This is a genomic window from Pseudorhodoplanes sinuspersici (genome assembly GCF_002119765.1).
Taxonomy (GTDB): Bacteria; Pseudomonadota; Alphaproteobacteria; order Rhizobiales; family Xanthobacteraceae; genus Pseudorhodoplanes; species Pseudorhodoplanes sinuspersici.
In genome coordinates this window covers 2,253,606-2,272,744 of the sequence record NZ_CP021112.1, presented here as the reverse complement: position 1 = coordinate 2,272,744, position 19,139 = coordinate 2,253,606, and the positions used below count along the sequence as shown (strand labels likewise).

Annotated in this window: 14 protein-coding genes and 1 pseudogene; 7 read left to right on the top strand and 8 right to left on the bottom strand. The window is 61.5% G+C overall.

Going from position 1 to position 19,139, the window contains the following annotated elements; genetic code table 11:
* The first annotated feature begins 14 nt into the window (after positions 1–14).
* The 4 genes from addB to CAK95_RS11000 all read left to right on the top strand — a co-directional run bounded on the left by addB (position 15) and on the right by CAK95_RS11000 (position 8,090).
* Positions 15–3,140: a double-strand break repair protein AddB gene (addB, locus tag CAK95_RS11015; RefSeq protein WP_086087960.1), complete on the top strand. Its 3,126-nt coding sequence runs from the start codon at positions 15–17 to the stop codon at positions 3,138–3,140.
* Positions 3,137–6,568, top strand: coding sequence for a double-strand break repair helicase AddA (gene addA, locus CAK95_RS11010; RefSeq protein ID WP_183044238.1), 3,432 nt, complete (start codon positions 3,137–3,139; stop codon positions 6,566–6,568). Before addB ends, addA begins: the two co-directional genes overlap by 4 nt.
* 81 nt (positions 6,569–6,649) lie before the next feature.
* Positions 6,650–6,970: a thioredoxin gene (trxA, locus tag CAK95_RS11005; RefSeq protein ID WP_086087958.1), complete on the top strand. Its 321-nt coding sequence runs from the start codon at positions 6,650–6,652 to the stop codon at positions 6,968–6,970.
* A gap of 88 nt (positions 6,971–7,058) precedes the next feature.
* Positions 7,059–8,090, top strand: a complete 1,032-nt coding sequence (locus CAK95_RS11000; protein WP_086087957.1) for an ATP-dependent DNA ligase — start codon at positions 7,059–7,061, stop codon at positions 8,088–8,090.
* Between the two features lie 53 nt (positions 8,091–8,143).
* Here the strand turns inward: CAK95_RS11000 and CAK95_RS10995 are convergent, their stop codons facing one another.
* Both CAK95_RS10995 and accD read right to left on the bottom strand, forming a co-directional pair.
* On the bottom strand, positions 8,144–9,460 hold the full coding sequence (locus tag CAK95_RS10995) for a bifunctional folylpolyglutamate synthase/dihydrofolate synthase (RefSeq protein WP_086087956.1): 1,317 nt from the start codon (positions 9,458–9,460) through the stop codon (positions 8,144–8,146).
* Positions 9,461–9,568: 108 nt separating this feature from the next.
* On the bottom strand, positions 9,569–10,474 hold the full coding sequence (gene accD, locus CAK95_RS10990; protein ID WP_086091346.1) for an acetyl-CoA carboxylase, carboxyltransferase subunit beta: 906 nt from the start codon (positions 10,472–10,474) through the stop codon (positions 9,569–9,571).
* A gap of 207 nt (positions 10,475–10,681) precedes the next feature.
* On the opposite strand from accD, the gene CAK95_RS10985 reads away from it, so the two are divergent.
* From CAK95_RS10985 to CAK95_RS10975, 3 genes are all read left to right on the top strand, one after another.
* Positions 10,682–11,203, top strand: a complete 522-nt coding sequence (locus CAK95_RS10985) for a PRC-barrel domain-containing protein (RefSeq protein WP_086087955.1) — start codon at positions 10,682–10,684, stop codon at positions 11,201–11,203.
* Positions 11,204–11,366: 163 nt separating this feature from the next.
* Positions 11,367–12,527: an MFS transporter gene (locus CAK95_RS10980; protein ID WP_245303709.1), complete on the top strand. Its 1,161-nt coding sequence runs from the start codon at positions 11,367–11,369 to the stop codon at positions 12,525–12,527.
* A gap of 130 nt (positions 12,528–12,657) precedes the next feature.
* Complete coding sequence (locus CAK95_RS10975; protein ID WP_086087953.1) at positions 12,658–14,460, top strand: ABC transporter ATP-binding protein; 1,803 nt, start codon at positions 12,658–12,660, stop codon at positions 14,458–14,460.
* 59 nt (positions 14,461–14,519) lie between these two features.
* Here CAK95_RS10975 and trpA read toward each other — a convergent pair whose 3' ends face one another.
* The 6 genes and pseudogenes from trpA to CAK95_RS10945 all read right to left on the bottom strand — a co-directional run.
* Entirely contained in the window at positions 14,520–15,359 is an 840-nt protein-coding gene (gene trpA, locus CAK95_RS10970) for a tryptophan synthase subunit alpha (protein ID WP_086087952.1), read from the bottom strand.
* A gap of 2 nt (positions 15,360–15,361) precedes the next feature.
* The gene (gene trpB, locus CAK95_RS10965; protein WP_086087951.1) at positions 15,362–16,579 is read right to left on the bottom strand and encodes a tryptophan synthase subunit beta; all 1,218 of its coding nucleotides are present in this window, start codon (positions 16,577–16,579) and stop codon (positions 15,362–15,364) included.
* 7 nt (positions 16,580–16,586) lie between these two features.
* Entirely contained in the window at positions 16,587–17,282 is a 696-nt protein-coding gene (locus CAK95_RS10960; protein WP_086087950.1) for a phosphoribosylanthranilate isomerase, read from the bottom strand.
* A 38-nt stretch (positions 17,283–17,320) separates the two neighbouring features.
* On the bottom strand, positions 17,321–18,322 hold the full coding sequence (lhpI, locus tag CAK95_RS10955) for a bifunctional Delta(1)-pyrroline-2-carboxylate/Delta(1)-piperideine-2-carboxylate reductase (protein WP_086087949.1): 1,002 nt from the start codon (positions 18,320–18,322) through the stop codon (positions 17,321–17,323).
* 6 nt (positions 18,323–18,328) lie between these two features.
* Positions 18,329–18,691: a lipopolysaccharide assembly protein LapA domain-containing protein gene (locus CAK95_RS10950; RefSeq protein ID WP_086087948.1), complete on the bottom strand. Its 363-nt coding sequence runs from the start codon at positions 18,689–18,691 to the stop codon at positions 18,329–18,331.
* A gap of 107 nt (positions 18,692–18,798) precedes the next feature.
* Positions 18,799–19,110, bottom strand: a pseudogene (locus tag CAK95_RS10945) (integration host factor subunit beta); the annotation flags it as partial.
* Positions 19,111–19,139 lie beyond the last annotated feature (29 nt).

Sequence of the window (19,139 nt, the reverse complement as noted above, 5' to 3'; positions counted from 1 at the left end):
GACAACTGAGAATCATGACCCCGCGCTCACCCCGATTGTTCAACATCCCGCCGTCGGCACCGTTTCTGCCGACGCTGATCGCCGCATTGATCGATGGCCGGCTGATCGATGGCTTTCCTGCCTCGCGCGATCCGCTCGCGCTCGCAGAAGCGACACTCTATCTACCAACACGCCGCGCCTGCCGTCTTGCTCAGGGTGTATTCCGGCACGTGCTCGGCACCGATGCGGCGATCCTGCCGCGCATTGTTCCGGTCGGCGATATCGATGAGGACGAGATTGTCTTTGCCGACATAGCGGCAGGCGCGCTTGCGCAGGAGGCGCTGGCGCTGCCGCGCGCGATGGACAATTTCGAACGCAAGGCTTGGCTGACACAGCTCATTCTCGCCTGGGCGAAATCGCGCGGCATGAAAAGCGACGATAACGCCTCGCTGATCGCCAACTCGCCGTCTGCGGCGTTCACCATGGCGGGCGAATTGGCGCGGCTGCAGGACGACATGATCACCCGCGAAGTGCCATGGTCAAGGCTCGACACGCTCGTGCCACGCGAGATGGATCGCTACTTCGAGGCGACGCTGGAATTTCTGAAGATCGCTCGCGATCTCTGGCCCAATCTTCTGAACGAACGGCAGATGATCGATATCGCAGCGCGGCGCGACCGGCTGATCGATGCGGAGACCGCGCGACTGCAACGCGCAGGCGGCGGCCCGGTGATCGCCGCCGGTTCGACCGCGTCGATGCCCTCGACCGCGAAGCTGCTCGCTGCCATTGCACACCTGCCGAACGGCGCCGTGGTATTGCCAGGGCTCGACACCGATCTCGAGGATCGAGCCTTCGACATGATCGCCGGCAGCAAGGATCACGCGCCGGCGCCCAGTCATCCGCAATATGCGATGCAGGCCTTCCTGCGGCGCCTGCAGATCAGTCGCAATGCTGTGATCGATCTCGCACCGCGCGGCTCTCACGGACGCGAAGCAATTGTGTCCGAAGCAATGCGGCCGGCCGAAGCGACCGAAAGCTGGCAAGCGCGCCTGAACGATCTTTTTTTCGAAACAAAAAAGCAGAATGCGCTTGCGAGTCTCACACTGATCGAGGCTGCCAATCCGGAAGAGGAATCGCTCGCCATCGCCCTCGCGCTGCGCGAGGCTGTAAGTGACGGCACACCGGAGAGCGAGACGCGCACGGCCGCCTTGATCACACCGGATCGCGCCTTGGCGCAGCGCGTGCTTGCGGCTCTGGCGCGCTGGAATGTGCCGGTGGACGATTCCGGCGGCGACGCGCTGGCCGACACACAGGCCGGATTGTTTGCGCGGCTTGCAGCGGAAACGGCTTTGCGCGGTTGCGAGCCTGTGACGCTGCTGGCGCTGCTCAAGCATCCGCTATGCCGGCCCAACAACGGCGAATTCTCGCATCTGCATGCGGTCTCAGCGCTGGAACGTGCGATCCTGCGCGGCCCGCGACCACGCCCCGGCGTCGATGGCCTGATGCATGCGTTGCAGACGCTGCGTGCCAAGCAAGGCGAATTGCATCGCAGTGACCCGCGTGCCGCAATCTCGGAAAGCGAGCTCGGTCGGGCGGAAACACTTATCAACTCGCTGAAGACAGCGCTCGAACCGCTGGCATCTCTCAGAAAGCCGGCGCCGCTGTTTGAATTCGCAACGCGCCATCATGGCGTGCTGGAAGCCTTGTCGGCGACCGGCGGCGGTCCGGCCGCGTTTACCGGCCGTGATGGCGAGGTGCTGGAAAGCGTGCTGCAAGCGGTGGCGGCGAGCGGCAGCGCCGCGCAGTTTCCTGTTACGCCCTACGATTATCCCGATCTGTTCCATGCGATCGCGTCTGACAATGTCGTGCGACGACCGGGCGCGCCGAATGCGCGCGTTCGCATCTATGGTCCGCTTGAGGCGCGTCTGCAGCAGGCGGATCGCGTCGTGCTCTCCGGTCTTGTCGAAGGCGTATGGCCACCAGAGCCGCGCAACGATCCTTGGCTGAATCGTCCGATGCGGCAGGACCTCGGCCTCGATCTGCCGGAACGGCGGATCGGCCTTGCCGCGCATGACTTCGCGCAGGCGCTCGGCGCGAAGGATGTGTTCCTGACCTACGCCACCAAACGCGAAGGCGCGCCCTCTGTCATCTCACGCTTCGTGCAGCGGCTTTCGGCCGTATCAGGCCCCGATCACTGGCAGGCGGTGAAGACACGTGGAGGCAGATATCTCGACTGGGCGCGCTCGCTCGATCGTCCGGCAACAATCACACCGGCGCAGCGGCCGGCACCGACACCGCCGCGCGAGGCCCGGCCAAAGCGGCTGTCGGTCACCGAGATCGAACATTGGCTGCGCGATCCCTACACCATCTATGCCAAGCATATTCTAAGGCTTCAGCCGCTCGATGCGGTCGATACGCCGCCCGGCGCGCGCGATCGCGGCACGGTGATTCACAAGGCGATCGGCGATTTCACAGAGAAATTCGCCAGCGGCTTGCCGGACGATCCTTACGGTGAATTGATCACACTCGGTCGTGCAGCCTTTGCACCGTTGAACGATTATCCCGAGGCGCAGGCGTTCTGGTGGCCGCGATTCGAACGCATCGCCAGTTGGTTGGTCGGCTGGGAGATCGAGCGCCGCGCGCGCGTGACAGCGGTTCATGCCGAGATCGACGGCCGGCTTCAGGTGACGCCTGATTTCCTTTTGACTGCGCGCGCTGACCGCATCGAGATTCTGGAAGACGGCTCGCTTGCCGTGCTCGACTACAAGACCGGACAGCCGCCATCAAGCAAACAGGTCCGCGCCAATCTCGCGCCGCAGCTCACTTTGCAGGCGGCGATGCTGCGCAAAGGCGGCTTCGAGAAAGTTGGCGCAACGCACGGCGCGCACGTGTCCGAATTGCTGTATCTGCGGTTGCATGGCGGCAATCCGGGCGGCGAGAAGCATTGGCGCGAATTCGAAAATTCGACCATTGATCAGGAAGCCGACAAGGCCCTGGCGCAACTGGCAGCGCTGGCAATCCGCTTTGCGTCCGATGACGAACCCTATCGCTCGTTCTCGCGGCCGATGTGGGTCGGTCGCAGCTATGGCCCTTACGATCATCTCGCCCGCGTCAAGGAATGGTCGGCGACGGGCGGTGTCAGCGACGAGGGCGGCGAATGAAACCGCGGCCCGACATTCCGGCCTCTGTCATAGAGAGCCAGCATCAAGCCTCCGACCCCGGCGTCTCAGCTTGGGCATCGGCCAATGCCGGCTCGGGCAAGACGCATGTGCTGACGCAGCGCGTGATCAAGCTGCTGCTGCGCGGCGAAGATCCGGCGAAAATCCTCTGCATCACCTTCACGAAGGCTGCGGCTGCAACGATGGCGACGCGCGTGTTCAACACGCTCGCGACCTGGACGGCGCTCGACGATGCGGCACTCGATGCCGCGATCCGATCGATCGGCGCTGTGCCCGATGCGCTGACCCGCAAGCGTGCGAGGCAACTCTTTGCGCGGGCGCTGGAAACGCCGGGCGGCCTGAAGGTCCAGACCATTCACGCCTTCTGTACGCGACTGCTGCATCAATTCCCGTTCGAGGCCGGTGTTGGCGCCGGCTTCGAGGTGATGGACGACGCGACACAAACGCAGCTTCTGGAGAAGCTCAGTCTTGACGTAATGCTGGAAGGCGCAGCCAAGCCGGATACGCCGATCGGCCGCGCGCTGGCATCGGCGATCTCGGCTGCTGCCGATCAGACATTCCGCGATCTCATTCACGAGGCCGTTGGCCGGCGCGACATCATCGCCGAATGGGTGGAGCGCGCGGGCTCGGTCGATAACGCCATCGCCGAACTTTCGCAGGCGCTCGATATCAGCGACCATGAAAGCGCAAGCGATATCGAAAACCAGATCTTGAAGGCATCCGGTATCGCCCTAACCGAATGGCTTGAATTGCAGACGGTCCTCGCCAGCGGTAGCAAGGCCGATCAGGACCAGGCCGATAAATTGCGTTTGGCATCCCTGGCTGACGGGCGTGAGAAGCTGCGCGGCTATCTCTCGATCTTCTGCACCGACAAGATGCAGCCACGGAGTCGCCTTGTCACCAAGGCCTTCCGCGAACGGTATCCCAAATGGGTACAACGACTGGAAGAAGAACAAGGCCGCATCTGCGTCTTGCTGGAAAGGCGCCGCGCCGCCGAATGTCGCGACCGCACGCGCGCGCTGCTCACCATTTCCGATGAAGTGATGCGGCGTTATCGCCGCGATAAAACGCGACGCGGGCTGCTCGATTATGACGACCTGATCGAACGAACGCTGATGCTGTTCCAGCGCACGTCGGCGGCCTGGGTTCTATACAAGCTCGATCTCGGCATCAATCACCTTCTGCTCGACGAAGCGCAGGATACGAGCCCCCGGCAATGGGAGATCGTCGCAACGCTGGTGTCGGAATTCACCGCCGGCGCCGGCGCGCGCCACATCAAGCGCACGCTGTTCGCGGTCGGCGACGACAAGCAGTCGATCTATTCTTTCCAGGGCGCGGCGCCGGAAAAATTCGGCGTCATGCGCGACGATTTCCGGCGCGCCTTCGAGGCCGCTGAACTGGAATGGCGCAATGTTAAACTGCTGACCTCGTTTCGCTCCGGCGGCATCGTGCTGGATGCGGTGGACGCCGTATTCGGCCGCGAGATCGCCTATCGCGGGCTGTCATCGCTGCCGGAGAAAACGGTGCATCAGGCCTTGCCGAGCGCGCTGCCTGGCAGTGTCGAAATCTGGCCGCTGACCGTCGCCGACGACAAACGCGAAATCATCGGCTGGGATGCGCCTTTTGATACCGCGCGGGAAACCAGCCCGCAGGTGCAGCTCGCGCAGAAGATCGCACGCCACATCGCGCTATGGCGGACGAAAGGCGGCAAGCCCGGCGATGTGCTGATCCTCGTGCGCCAGCGCGGTGCGTTATTCGAGGCGATCATCCGGGCGTTGAAGGCCGCTGACATTCCGGTCGCCGGTGCCGACCGCCTGGTGCTGACCGAGCATATCGCGGCGATGGACCTGATGGCGCTCGCCGATGCGCTGCTATTGCCGGAGGACGATCTGGCGCTGGCCTCGGTGCTGAAGAGCCCGCTCTTTGGCCTCGACGACAACGACTTGTTCGACATCGCCCATAACCGCGGCAAGCAATCATTGCGCGCGGCCCTTTCGAGTAAACCGGGAGCGATCGCAGCGATTGCCGACAGGCTCGACGCGCTGACATACGCCGCCTTGCGCGAAAGCCCCTTCACCTTTTACGCGAGGGTGCTCGGCCCCGGCGAAGGGCGGAAGAAATTTCTGACGCGTCTCGGACCGGAAGCCAATGACGCGCTCGACGAATTCCTCAATCTCGCGCTGGAATATGAGAAGCGCGAAACGCCATCGCTGCAAGGCTTTGTCGCGTGGCTGCGCGCCGCCAGCGCCGAAGTGAAGCGCGACATGGAGATCACGCGCGATGAAGTGCGGGTGATGACCGTGCACGGGGCGAAGGGCCTTGAAGCGCACACCGTCATTCTCGCAGACACGATCACCCGCCCGGAAGGTCAGCACCCGCCGCGGCTGATCGACTTGCCGCTGCAAGGCGGAAACGGCTTCGTCTGGGCCGCGGCGAAAGATACCGATCCGCCCGCTGTGGCGAGTGCACGTGAGGCGGCGTTGCGGATTCAGGCCGACGAATACCGGCGACTGCTGTATGTGGCGATGACGCGTGCCGAGCAGCGGTTGGTAATCTGCGGCGTCTCAGGTCCGCTGAAGCAGGACGGCACACATCCGATCCCTCAAGAGTGCTGGTACCGGCTGATCGAAGACGCCCTCGTCCAAAGCGCCGAGGGCGATACCATTGAAGCGCCCTCCGAAGACGGCGACGGTATCATCTGGCGCTATCGGACATCGGAACCGCGCCTTGTTGCCGGTGTGGAAACGAAAGCTGCCACAGCAAAGACAAACGAGCCGGCCTGGCTGCATGAGAAGGTCAATCCCGATCCAGTGCGCGCCGTTGCGATCACACCGTCCGATGCCGACGACGTCGACAAGCGGAGCAGAACAGGTACGCTCGAACGCGAGCAGGCGTTATTGCGTGGCCGGCTGATGCACCGACTGATCCAGTCGCTGCCCGATTTGCCACAGTCGCTGCGCGAGACAGCCGCGCGCGAATTCCTGACCCGCAACGGCGATGCACTCGGCGACGAAGAGCGCAGCCGGATCGCAGTGCAGGCCCTTGCCATTCTGGCGGACGCGCAATTCGCCCCGCTCTTTGCGCCGGGCAGCCGGGCCGAAGTGGCCCTGGTCGGGACGCTGGAAGGGGCCACGCGCCCCTTGATCGTCAACGGGCAGATCGACCGGCTGGTGGTCACGCCAGATGAGGTGCTGATCGCCGATTACAAGACCAACCGGCCCGCCCCGACCGTATTGGACGGCGTTCCCCAGCCCTACCGGCGTCAGCTTGCGCTTTACCGCGCCCTGCTGCAGCGGATTTACCCAGGCCGACCAATCCGGGCGGCCCTAGTCTGGACCGAAATGCCAAATCTCATGGAAATCCCGGCAGTTATCCTCGATGCAGAATTGGCAGGTCTCACCAGCGGGTGAGCTGCACTTGACCCCAAGGGGGGCCGTTCTTACGTTCGCCAGCCATGCAATGAGGCAATTTTGCGATTCGAGAGGTGTGAGATGGCCGTTGGAAAGGTATCGGACGCGACATTCGAGAGCGAAGTCTTGAAAGCCAGCGGTCCTGTGGTTGTGGATTTCTGGGCGGAATGGTGCGGCCCCTGCCGCATGATTGCGCCTGCGCTCGAGGAAATTCAGGGCGCGATGGGCGAGAAGGTCAAGATCGTGAAGCTGAATGTCGACGAAAACCCCGGCGTTGCGTCGAAATACGGCATCATGTCGATCCCGACGCTGATGATCTTCAAGAATGGCGAGCTTGCTTCGCGCCAGGTCGGCGCGGCGCCCAAGGCCAAGCTTGAACAGTGGATTACGGCCGCGGTCTGATCCTTAGGCGAAATTATTTCCCGCAACAGCCGGCCGAAAGGCCGGTTGTTTGCGTTTAGGCAAGGCACATTCAAGGGACAGTCCCGGCATGAGCCTTCCGATCAAAATGCCTTTCCCGCCGATGGAGGCGCTGTCGGTCGAAGACATCCCGACCGGCGCCGAATGGCAATACGAACCCAAATGGGATGGCTTTCGCAGCCTCGCTTTTCGCGACGGCAATAGCGTGGAGCTGCAGTCCAAATCCGGTCAGTTGCTGACCCGCTATTTTCCCGAGCTGATCGCCGCGCTTGCGGAGTTGAAGGCGACGAGATTCATCCTCGATGGCGAGATCGTCGTGCCGGACGGCGCGGCCTTTTCCTTTGACGCCCTGCTGCAGCGGATCCATCCAGCAAAAAGCCGCGTCGCGCGTCTTGCTGCCGAAACGCCGGCATTATTCATCGTATTCGATCTGCTGGCCAATGTTGACGGAGCATCACTGGTAAAGGATATCCTCGATACCCGGCGACAGGCGCTCGATCATTTCGCCAGAACATTCCTGCGCAATAACAAGACGATCCGTCTGTCGCCCGCCACCGTGAAATTACCGGACGCAAAGAAATGGTTTGCACGCGTCGGGAATGCACTTGACGGCATCATCGCCAAGCGGCGTGACAAGCCCTATGCATCCGGCACGCGCGAGGCGATGCAGAAGATCAAGAATCATCGCAGTGCCGACTGTGTCGTCGGCGGCTTTCGCTACAATGAGGGCAAGAAAGTCGTCGGCTCTCTGCTGCTTGGCCTCTATGACGACGCAGGCCTGTTGCACCACGTCGGCTTCACATCAGGACTGAAAGCTGCCGAAAAAGCCGAACTGACAAAGAAGCTGGAAAGACTGATTGCCCCGCCCGGCTTCACCGGCAACAAACCGGGCGGCCCGAGCCGCTGGTCCACCAAGCGGTCGGCTGAATGGCAGCCGCTCAGACCCAAGCTTGTCGTGGAGGTGCGCTACGATCACTTCTCCGGCGATCGCTTCCGTCACGGCACAACCTTATTGCGCTGGCGGCCCGACAAATCGCCCAGGCAATGCACGCTCGATCAGCTCAAGCAGAAGAAAGCCAATTTGCAGAAGCTTCTGGCCTAAACACCCTTTGTTATGGCCGGGATGTTCTTTGCAAATTTTGCTCGAAAAACGCTTCAAACCGGCAGTGTCTCGTTGCGCGCCAGCACATCGCCCGCAAGATACAGCGAACCACCGATTAGGATGCGCGGCGGCGTATCGAATGACAACGCCTTGATTGCAGCCAGCGCGGCTTCGACGTCTATCGCGCTTTCGGACGGAATGCCGATCTTGCTCGCGGTTTCGGCAATCTGCTCTGGGGGAAGACTGCGCTCGGCATGCGGAACGGGCACGGCATAGAGGCACAGCGCCAGCCCGCTGAAATGGCGCAGATAGCCTTCGAAGTCCTTCGTGCCCAGCATGCCGACGATCATCACCAGCGGCTTTGGTGCGCGCTCCTCGATATCGGCGAGTGAGACTGCGACCGCGCGGCCGCCATCGGGATTGTGGCCGCCATCGAGCCAGATTTCGCTGCCCGCGGGCGCAAGTGTAACAAGATGCCCATGTGTCAGCCGCTGCATCCGTGCCGGCCATTCGGCTTTCACGAGGCCGGCATCATAAGCCTCCACCGAAATCCGCAAACCCGACGCCCGCAACGCCGCAACGGCAACACCGGCATTCACGAATTGATGGCGCCCAGGCAGCTTTGGGCCGGGAAGATCGAGCAGACCGTTGTCATCCTGATAGACAAGGCGGCGATGTTCTTCGCTCGCATTCCAGTGTTCGCCGGCGACGAGGAGCGGTGCCCGCATGCGCTGCGCGGTGCGTTCGATGATCGACAGGGCTTCCGGCATTTGCGGGCCAATGACGGCCCGCACTCCGCGCTTGATGATGCCTGCTTTTTCCGTCGCGACGCTTTCGATCGAATCGCCGAGGTAATCGGCATGATCTAGCGACACCGGCGTGATGACGCTCAGCAGCGGTGCATCGACGACATTGGTCGCGTCGAGGCGGCCGCCAAGCCCGACTTCAAGCAGCAGCACATCGGCAGGGTGGCGCGAGAACAGCAGCATGCCGGCCGCTGTCGTGATCTCGAACACAGTGATCGGTTCGCCGGCATTGAGGCGCTCGCACTCTTCAAGTGTCGCACGCAACTCATCATCACCGACCAATTGGCCGCCGCCTTCAGCCGCAATCCGGAAGCGCTCGTTGAACCGTACCAGATGCGGCGAGGTATAGACATGCACATGCTGGCCGGCCGCTTCGAGGATCGAGCGCATGAAGGCGATTGTCGAGCCCTTGCCATTCGTGCCGGCCACCTGGATGACCGGTGGCAGCTTTCGCTCGGGGTGATCGAGGCGCGCGAGCAGACGCCACATCCGGTCGAGCGAAAGATCGATCAGCCTGGGATGCAGCGCGAGCAGGCGCGTGAGTGTGTCGTCGAGCGTGGTCATGAACAATGACTAGCACGGCCTGCACGTCTCCGCGAAGGCATAGAGCCAGAACAAGGCTGGCATCCCGCTTGCTCAGACATGCGTGGAGCGATTTTCAATAATTCAATTTCAGGCGGACGCCGCTGCCATTTCCGCAGCCGGCAGCGCCGGATGCGTGGCGGGCGACGACGCCTTGGTGAGCAAGCGGCAAATGCGCGCCAGCGTTGCACGCATCTCATGCCGGTGCACCACCATGTCGACCATGCCATGCTCTTTCAGGTACTCGGCGCGCTGGAAGCCGGCTGGCAATTTCTCACGAATCGTCTGTTCAATGACGCGCGGGCCGGCAAAGCCGATCAACGCACCAGGCTCGGCGATATGCACATCGCCCAACATCGCGTAGGAAGCCGTAACGCCGCCCGTCGTCGGATTGGTGAGAACGACGATGTAAGGCTTCTTTGCTTCACGCAGCATTTCGACCGCGACCGTCGTGCGCGGCATCTGCATCAGCGACAGGATGCCTTCCTGCATGCGCGCACCGCCCGACGCGGCAAAGAGAATGAACGGTGTACCGCGCTCGACTGCGGTCTCCAGCCCCTTCACCACCGCTTCGCCCGCAGCCATGCCAAGCGAGCCACCCATGAAATCGAAATCCTGCACGCCGATCACGACGGGAATGGTATCCAGCCGGCCGAAGCCGAGCTTGATCGCGTCATTCATGCCGGTCTTCGTGCGGGCATCTTTCAGACGGTCGGCATATTTGCGCTGATCGCGGAATTTCAGCGGATCGATGGACACTTCCGGCACACCGATATCGAGCCAAGTCTCGCCATCGAACATCGACTTGAGGCGGGCCGTGGCGCTCATGCGCATATGGTAGTTCGAGCCAGGGATGACGAACTGGTTCGCTTCCACGTCCTTGAAGAAGACGAGCTGACCGGTCTCCGGGCATTTGATCCAGAGATTTTCCGGCGTTTCCCGCCGATTCAGGAACGACCGGATTTTCGGGCGGACGACGTTGGAGATCCAGTTCATACGCTTGGCTTCATCCTGCACAAAGCCCGGCCTGCCGGGCGCTCTTCATGGGTTCATGTACTCTTCTTTGGCCGATATTGCCGCAACTTTTCACAGTAAAGGTAATTAAATACTCCCATTCTATGTGAGATTTTCGCGGTGGCCTTGCAACCAAAGCCATCGCAACGCGTTCGCCAGTCACCTCTTATTCCAAAATTGGAGATTGCGATGTTCCACGGGGCGCGCCACGCATGGCTCGGTTTGGGTACAATCTCCCTTTTTCTCCTGGGGTTCCTGTTAGTGCTGAATAACGTCCAGGCTGCGGAACCGGCCGAGTCGCAACCTGATATTACCAACTCACTGGAAGCTACCCCCGCCGAACCTCCCGCCGCGGCCGTCGTACTTGAAGGCGGCGAGGCCGGTAGCATCCTCGGCAAGGAGGTTCGCAGCGCCACGGATGAAAAACTCGGACGCATCGTCGACGTGATCGTAGATCGCCGCGGCACCACCCGCGCCGCAGTCATCGACTTCGGCGGCTTCCTTGGCGTCGGCAGCAAGAAGATCGCCGTGGCGTGGGATATCCTGACCTTTGCCGCGCCTCCGGGCGGAGAGGACAAGATCACCGTGCAGACGACGCGGGATCGCCTCAACAAGGCACCTGAATTCAAGGACGGCAAACCCATCACCGTACTCGGCGCGCGCGACGAAGCCGCGAGGACGAAATTCACGTTGAAGGCTTCGGAGTGGTGAGCTGTCGGCGGTAACCGACGAACGCGATAAAAAGATCCGCGGTGGAAATCCTGCCGGGGAAAAAGTGCGCGAATTCGGAACACCGCCTCCTCCGCCAGGGTCTCCTCAGCCCGATAACCAATCACAGCCTTCGAAGCGAAGTCTGCGCGGACTTGATTGGTTCGTGTTCTGCGTTGCCGACGTGCAGACTGGTTTTGGCCCATTCGTCGCCGTCTATCTCGCCAGCCAGAAATGGACGCAGATCGACATCGGCCTCATTCTTACGACCGGCAGTCTGGTCGGCTTGCTTGGGCAGATCCCCGGCGGCATGCTTGTCGACCGCGCCCGGTCGGAACGCCTTGTCGCCGGGCTTGCGATCCTCGCCATCGCAACGAGTGCGGTCATCTATGCATCGTTCCCATTCTTCGCCGCGATCCTCCTCGCCGCCGTTGTTCATGCGATGGCAAGCTGCGTGCTGGGCCCATGCATTGCCGCGATCAGTCTCGGACTCGTTGGACATACAACCATAGCCGAGCGTCTCGGGCGCAATGCGCGCTTTGCCTCGATCGGCAATGGTCTTGCCGCCGCAACGATGGGCACTGTCGGTTATTTCTTTTCACCGCAGGCAGTCTTCGTTGTCACCGCAATGCTTGCCGCGCCGACGGTGCTCGCACTGAGTCAGATTTCCGCTGCGGAAATCATCCCGGACAGAGCGCATGGCGGCACAACCGGAACACCCCAAAAGCAAAGCATTTCATTTCGGCAATTGCTGCAACATCGATCATTGCTCGCACTCGGCTTTTGCCTGGTTCTGTTTCACCTCGCCAATGCCGCATTGTTGCCATTGATGGGCACGGTCGTGACCACACGATCAAGTCAATGGGCTACCGTTCTGATCGGCGCCTGCATCGTCGTACCGCAAATCATCGTTGCAGCGATTGCACCATCCGTCGGTGCGCACTCACGCACCTGGGGTCGCCGTACGTTGTTACTGATTGGCGTTGGCGCGTTACCGATCCGAGCAGTTTTGTTTGCAATCGTGCACGATCCTTATCTGATTGTAGCTGTGCAAATCCTTGATGGCCTCACCGCGGCCATCATCGGCGTTATCGTTCCTCTGGTCGTCGCAGATCTGACACGCGGCTCTGGCCGCTTCAACACAGGACTCGGCATGATTGGAACAATGTCCGGCATCGGCGCATCGTTTAGTCCAACCCTCGCGGGGCTGATTGCCGATCATCTCGGCACCACGATTGCCTTTCTCAGCCTTGGCATGATCGGTGCCATGGCACTGACTGCGGTATGGTTGCTCATTCCCGAAACGCGCAGTGAAAACTTGAAATAAAAAATGTTGCGCCGCCGCGGAACCTTCCGCTGCGCTCGTCGTCCTCTTAACGAGCATTTCCGTGTTCACCTCTGCGCTCGGCTTCTTGCCTCGTTATTGAGCATCTACATCTCTCGAACCAGGATCATTCATGACAGGTGCCAATCGCTACGCGAATAGCCCTTTTCTATTCATGATGCATTATGTTCGCTGCAGGCCGCTGGCGCATCTTGTCATCCTGACGGCGGTCCTGGCGGCGGTCGCCTGCTCGGTCCTCACACAATACGGCGTGAAAATCCTCGTCGACGTTCTCGCGATGACGCCGGCGACTGCACCGATCTGGACTGCGCTCGGAATTCTCGTCGCATTGATTGCCGCGGATAATCTGTTGTGGCGGCTTGCCGGATTTGTCGCGAGCTTCACCTTCGTCGGTGTCACCGGCGATTTGCGCCGCGACCTGTTCCGGCACGTGACCGGGCATTCCCTGACCTTTTTTGCCGATCGTATGCCGGGCACGCTGAGCAGCCGCATCACCGCCATTTCCAACGCCGTGTTTGCAGTCGGCAATATGGCAGTGTGGAATTTGATACCGCCCTGCGCAGCGACCTTCATTGCTGTTGCGTTGCTCGCGACCGTCAGTCTGCCGATGGCCGCGGTGTTGTTTGTCGTTGCCGGCATCATGGTCTTCGCCATGTTCTGGTTCGCGGCCGCCGGCAAGCCCCTGCATCATGATTTTGCCGACAAGGCGGCGGCGATTGACGGCGAGATGGTCGACGTCATCAGCAACATGCCGTTGGTCAGCGCCTTTGGCGGTCATCGCCGCGAGCATCGGCGGTTCGAAACCATCATCAATTCCGAAATGACGGCTCGACGGCGCAGCCTGCTCTATCTGGAAAAGCTACGACTCGTGCATGCTGCAGTGACGATCGTGCTTGCTGTCGGCGTGTTGGCTTGGGCCATCATGCTGTGGCAGCGCGGCAGCGCGACTGCAGGTGACGTGGTGCTAACCTGCACGCTAGCGCTGTCGATCCTGCATGCGACGCGCGATCTTGCCGTCGCACTGGTCGATGCCACGCAGCATATGGCACGGCTGTCGGAAGCCCTGCCGCTTCTGCTCGTGCCGCACGATCTTAACGATCATCCGGATGCCAAGCCGTTGGTGCATCGTCCGTCCAGCGTCGCGTTCGAGAACGTATCCTTCGCCTATCCGGACGGCCGTCGCGTGTTCAAGGATTTCAACCTTCGGCTCGAACCCGGCCAGCGTGTCGGTCTGATCGGACCATCGGGTGGCGGCAAGTCGACGCTCTTCGCGCTGCTGCAGCGGCTTTACGACGTACAGAAGGGCCGCATCCTGATCGATGGGCAAAACATCACGCGCGTTACGCAGGAGAGCTTGCGCGAATCCATCGCCGTCGTGCCACAGGATGTGTCGATGTTCCGCCGAACGATCATGGAAAACATCCGCTATGGCCACCCCTCAGCCAGCGATCAGATGGTGCGGGCGGCGGCGCACGCAGCGCGGTGCGACTTCATTGACGGCTTGCCGCAGAAATTCGAGACGCTGGTCGGCGATCGCGGCGTCAAACTCTCCGGCGGACAGCGGCAGCGCATCGCCATCGCCCGCGCCTTCCTGAAGGAAGCGCCGCTGTTGCTGCTCGATGAAGCGACGTCCGCGCTTGATAGCGATTCCGAGGAGCTTATTCACGAAGCTCTGGAAGAATTGATGCAAGGGCGCACCGTCATCGCCATCGCGCATCGTCTCTCGACGCTCAGCAGCTTCGATCGCATCATCGCGCTTGAGGCAGGCAAGATTGTCGAAGACGGACCAGCCGAGCTGCTGCTGTTCAATGACGGCATTTACTCGCGCTTTGCCAAGCAGCAATTCGGCTATACTCCGACCAATGTTGTGCCGCTTGGCCGCGAACGCACCAGAGAACGCAAGTCGCGGCAATAGAACATTCTCGCGCGAAGGGCGTACCGGTTCGCGCGAAGAAAACGCATCAAAAATAAATGCTATTCCGCCGCCGCGCGGCGAACCGAGCGTACGCCGTCGGCCAGCTCGGACACGAGCATCGTCACCGCTTTGACCGTGTCGGCGGTGGCGTTGCCGTTCGCATCGAGGCTATTGCATAGCCGATCAATCAAGGCCGAGCCGACCACAACGGCATCGGCGCCCCCGGCAATGTCGCGGGCATTCTGCGCCGTCTTGACGCCGAAGCCGACGGCGACCGGCAATGTCGTGTGACGTTTGATTCGCGCCACCGCGTCCGACACGCGTGTTGCGTTGGGCGTTGCCGAGCCGGTGATGCCGGTGATCGAGACGTAATAGACAAAGCCCGATGTGTTTGCGAGCACGGCGGGCAGGCGCTTGTCATCGGTCGTCGGTGTCGCGAGGCGGATGAAATTCAGACCGGCTTTCAATGCCGGCAGGCAGAGTTCGGAATCCTCCTCCGGCGGAAGATCGACAACGATCAAGCCATCCACGCCGGCTTCGAGTGCATCGACAAGGAATTTATCGACGCCATAGATATAGATCGGGTTGTAGTAACCCATCAGCACGATCGGTGTGTCGGCGTCGACTGTACGGAATTCGCGTACGAGCTGCAGCGTCTTCTTCAGCGTCTGCCCGGCCTTCAGCGCACGCAGACCTGCGGCCTGGATCGCCGGCCCATCGGCCATCGGATCGGTGAACGGCATGCCGATCTCGATCACATCCGCACCGGCCTTTGGCAGCGCGGAGATCACCGCGAGCGAGGTGGCATAATCGGGATCGCCCGCCATCATAAATGTGACAAGCCCGGCGCGGCCTTCGCGCTTGAGATCTTCGAAGCGGCGGTCGATGCGTGTTGCCATGATCAGATTGCCGTTCCGAGATGTTCAGCGACGCTGGCGAGATCCTTGTCGCCGCGGCCGGAAAGATTGACCACCATCAGGTGATCCTTCGGTTTCTTCGGCGCAATCTCCGTCACCTTCGCCAAGGCATGCGCCGTTTCGAGCGCGGGAATGATGCCTTCGAGCTTCGAGCAGAGCTGAAACGCTGCCACCGCCTCGCCATCCGTTGCCGACAGGAATTTCACACGCCCCATATCGGCGAGCCATGCATGTTCGGGTCCGATACCGGGATAATCGAGGCCGGCCGAGATCGAATGCGCCTCGTTGATCTGGCCGTCATCATTCATGAGGAGATAGGTGCGGTTGCCATGCAGCACGCCGGGGCGGCCGCCGCTGACCGAAGCGGCATGTAGGCCGGACGGGATGCCATGGCCAGACGCTTCCACTCCGTAGATTTCAATATCCTTGTCATCGAGAAAGGGATGAAACAGCCCCATCGCATTGGAGCCGCCGCCAATACAGGCGACGAGCGAATCCGGCAACCGGCCTTCGGCCTGCATCATCTGCGTCCGGGTCTCATTGCCGATCACACATTGAAAGTCGCGCACCATCATCGGATAGGGATGCGGCCCGGCGACGGTGCCGATGCAATAGAATGTGTCGGTAACATTGGTGACCCAGTCGCGCAAAGCTTCATTCATCGCATCCTTGAGCGTCTTTGAGCCCGACTGCACTGGCACGACTTCCGCGCCCATCATCTTCATGCGGAACACGTTTTGCTTCTGCCGCTCGACATCGACCGCACCCATGTAGACGACACAGGGCAGGCCGAAACGCGCGCAGAGCGTCGCGGTTGCAACGCCATGCATACCGGCGCCGGTCTCGGCGATGATGCGTGTCTTGCCCATGCGGCGCGCGACCATGATCTGGCCGAGCACATTATTCACCTTGTGCGCGCCGGTGTGGTTGAGCTCTTCGCGCTTGAAGTAGATTTTCGCTCCACCGAGATGCTGCGTCAGGCGCTCGGCGTAATAAAGCGGGCTCGGCCGGCCGACATAATGCGCGAGGTAGTAATCCATCTCCTTCTGGAAGGCCGGATCCCTTTTCGCCTCGGCATAGGCCTTTTCAAGCTCGAGGATCAGCGGCATCAGCGTTTCGGCAACGAAGCGTCCGCCGAAAATTCCGAAATGCCCGTTCTCGTCGGGGCCGGTGCGGAAGGAGTTGGGCTGCTGAACGGTCATAGGCTGCTCACGATCTCGCGCCGGTTAAGATGTTGCGCGGCTTTTCGATCTTCGCCGATGCGTTCTGCGAACGCACGGCACGAATGAAGGCGCGGATTTTATCCGGGTCCTTGATACCCGGCTCGCTTTCGACACCCGACGACACATCGACGGCCGGCGCTTGAGCGATTGTCAATGCCTCAGCGACATTCGCCGGATCGAGACCACCGGAAAGCATGAAGCGAAGGCCCGGATCAAGCGCTTTCAACAAGGACCAGTCGAAGGGGCGCCCCAAACCGCCAGGCCGCGTGGCGTCTTTCGGGGCGCGCGCATCGAACAGCAGCCAATCGGCGATGCCGGCATAATCCGCGATCGCAGCAAGGTCACTCTCTGTTTCGACCGGCAGAGCCTTCATCACCGGCAGACTGAACGTCGTCCGCAAATGCGCCACCCGTTCCGGCGTTTCCTTGCCATGAAGTTGCAACATATTCGGCTTCAGTGCCGCGATGATGGCCTCGAGCAACGCATCGTCGGCATTAACAGTCAGCGCCACTGTCCGGGCACGGTCCCGAACACGCGCAGCCAGGGCGCTCGCATCCGCAAGCTCGACATGCCGCGGCGATGGCGGGAAGAACACGAAGCCGACGAAATCGGCCTTCGCGTCCAGCGCGGCATCGAGCGCAGCGGCCGTCCGGAGGCCGCAGATTTTCACAAGGGTGGTCATCGGGCGGGTTCTAGCGCGGGATCGCCGGCTTGTCTGCCCTACCCAGTCAGGCCCTTCCAGACCAGCATGGCAGCGGCGAGGTCCTCGATTGCCGAGCCCACCGACTTGAACAGGGTGATCTGCGGGGCAGAGGTGCGGCCCTTCACCTTGCCGCGGGTCAGATCGAACAGGTCGCCCTTGATCGCCTTGGCATCGATGATTTTCTTCTTCATCGGAACGACGATATCGCCCGCCTCTTTCGCGGCGCCGGCCCGGGTATCGACGAAAATGCGCGATCGCTTCACCGCCTGATCGTCGGCCTCACGCATTTTCGGCGTGAAACCGCCGACGAGATCGAGATGCGTGCCTTTTTTTAACCAGGCGCCCTTGATCAGCGGCTCCGGCGACAATGTCGCGCAGGAGACGATGTCGGCTTCCCTCACCGCCTCTTCGAGCGTTTCGGCGATATCGACCTCGATGCCGGCGACTGCGATGCCAAAGCCGAGCGAGATGGCGCGGGCACGGGTCCGGTTCCACAGCGTCACGCGCTTGATCGGGCGCACGCTCGCATGCGCGCGAATGAGATGCGGCGCCAGCGCCCCCGCCCCGACCATGACGAGATGTGACGCATCCTCGCGCGCCAGATAGCGGGCCGCGAGGGCTGAGGCGCAAGCCGTGCGCCAGGCCGTCAGCGTACGCCCTTCGATCATCGCCAGCGGCTCACCGGTTTCGCCGGACAGTAGCAGATATTGCCCGTGAACCGACGGCCGCTGCAGTTTTGCGTTGTCGGGAAATACGGTGACGATCTTGCAGCCGATATAGCGCTGGTCATCCGCCGCGCGGCCAGCAAAAGTGGATACCGGTTTTGCGTCCGGCTGCGCGGCCAACGATAAAGTCCATGCCGGCATCAGCAGCAATGTCGCGTCAGCGCCGGGCTGGGGGATGGTGTGATGATGACGGACCGGAACCACGATATCGCTCTTGAAAGCGTCGGCCAGCGCGTCGATCAGCGCGCGATAGGTCAGGATCTTCTGGATATCGTCGGCTGAAACGACACGCATGGCGCCTCACCCGCCCAATGGCGGGCGATAGCCCAGCCGTGCCGCATTGCTGGACGCCGGACTATCCGCCAGCCGCGCATTCAGTGTCTCGATCTCACGACGGAGCGCATACACATCGGAATCGCGCCGCCGTGCCGCCCTGCGATACTCGGATTGCCGCAGCCAGGACGCAACGCCGCCAATGATCACACCCAGAATGACGAGGATGAAAATCAGCACGAAAAGCGGGACCGTGATCGATGCCGCCGGTTGCGTCGTGCTGAACGGATCGAAGGAAACCGTCACCATCTCACGGTTGGCGACCGCGAACATCAGGATAACGATCGCCAGCGGCACCAGCACGAGCCAGAAGACGAGCTTTCGAACCATCTTTCATCCGCCTCAAAAGATCATGGCCGGGACGTTGAACGCGAAGACAAGCTTCACGCATGTGCCCCGGCCACGATCGTAGCATCAAGCCGTAAACGGATGCGGAATCAGGTGTCCTTGTTCAGGCGTTCCCGCATTTCCTTACCGGTCTTGAAGAACGGTACGGATTTCTGTTCGACCGAGACATGCTCGCCGGTTCGCGGGTTGCGGCCGGTCCGGGCCGGACGGTGCTTGACCGAGAACGCACCAAAGCCGCGCAATTCCACGCGATCGCCGCGGGCCATCGCCGCGGTGATCTCATTCAGGATCGCGTTGACGATGTTTTCCACGTCACGCTGATAGAGATGCGGATTCTGCCCCGCGATCTTTGTCACCAAATCCGATTTGATCATCCGCCCCGCCCGCTGATGTCTTGATTTCCGATGCCGGTTCCCTTCGGAAACCGGCG